We start from the raw sequence: 1,337 nt of genomic DNA on the forward strand, positions 1-1,337 counted from the left end.
CCAGCTGGACACGATTCGCACCTTCGACTTGGATCGCCTTGTGACTGTTGTGAATTCGTGCCCGACCGACGTGGAAGGTGCTACTCCTTCTCCAACTCTGCCTGGTTCGCGCTTGGGGACTCTGGGGAAGTGGGTTGCTCGTCGCCTGCCGCGAGTTGTGCTGGGCTTCGCCGGACTGGCCCTCCTCACCGCAGGGGCAGTGCGAGTATTTTCTGTCGAGGGAACGACCGGGCCAATCGCGCTCTTGGTGGTTGGAGTCCTGCTGATTGCGAGCCCGGATCTTGCTGGGCGCATCGAGAAGCTGAAGGTCGACGCGACAGGCCTCGAGATGCACATCGTCCGAGACATTCAGGAGCTTGGCGCATCCAAAGCTGCCGCTCTTCTGAACAACACCGAGCTGGCACACTTCGCCGAGTCGTACACCCTCGTCCACGAGGAGCTCTCCGCCGATCGTTTCAGGCCGGCAAAGATCCACCTGCAAGACCTGTTGGTCAGCCGCGCCGCCACATGCGCCCGCCGCGTCAAGTTCGACGCCATCGAGGTACGGTCGCTTTTCAAGAATGGGACTCCGACGCTGGGGACTGATGCAGGGATAGGTGACACCTAGTGCGGCTTGCCTGCAGGCAGGCTGGAAGGATGTCGCTGTGCCCAAGCCCTACCCCCGAGAGTTCCGTGACGATGTCGTCCGGGTCGCTCGCAACCGTGATCCCGGGGTGACGCTGGAACAGATCGCCGCCGATTTCGGAGTCCACCCGATGACGCTGTCGAAGTGGATGCGCCAGACCGACATCGATGAAGGTGTGAAGCCGGGCAAGAGCACGAACGAGTCGGCCGAGCTTCGCGAAGCGAAACGTCGAATCCGGTTGCTGGAGCAGGAAAATGAGGTCCTGAAGAAGGCTGCCGCGTATTTCGCTCAGGCGAATCTGCCGGGAAAATGATCTACCCGCTCGTCCACGAGCTGGCCGCCGACGGGATCCCCGTCACGGTGACGTGCCGGGTGCTGGGGCTGGCCCGCCAGCCTTACTACCGCTGGTGCGCCGAACCCGTCACGACCGCCGACCTCGACGAGGCGTATCGCGCGAACGCCCTGTTCGACGCTCATCGCGACGATCCAGAGTTTGGATATCGGTTTCTGGCCGACGAGGCCCGCGCCGCGGGCGAGCCGATGGCCGACCGCACCGCGTGGCGGATCTGCTCGGCTCGGGGCTGGTGGAGTGTGTTCGGCAAGAAACGTGGCGGCAAGGGCAAGGCCGGCCCGCCGGTCCACGACGACCTGGTGCTGCGAAACTTCACCGCGGATGCTCCGAATCGCTTGTGGCTCACAGATATCACCGAAC

2 protein-coding genes and 1 pseudogene are annotated in these 1,337 nt (G+C 63.5%); all 3 read left to right on the forward strand.

The window, feature by feature from the left end; all coding sequences use genetic code 11:
• The coding region (locus tag ACIRS4_RS37150; RefSeq protein WP_404204530.1) for a hypothetical protein at window positions 1-607 on the forward strand (607 nt) is incomplete at its 5' end.
• A gap of 37 nt (window positions 608-644) precedes the next feature.
• Window positions 645-938 (forward strand): transposase, encoded by a 294-nt coding sequence (locus ACIRS4_RS37155; RefSeq protein WP_404204532.1) that lies wholly within the window; start codon window positions 645-647, stop codon window positions 936-938.
• Window positions 935-1,337: pseudogene (locus ACIRS4_RS37160) on the forward strand (IS3 family transposase); the annotation flags it as partial. The gene ACIRS4_RS37155 and the pseudogene ACIRS4_RS37160, both read left to right, overlap by 4 nt.

This window comes from Streptomyces sp. NPDC101166 (genome assembly GCF_044768125.1).
Taxonomy (GTDB): Bacteria; Actinomycetota; Actinomycetes; order Streptomycetales; family Streptomycetaceae; genus Streptomyces.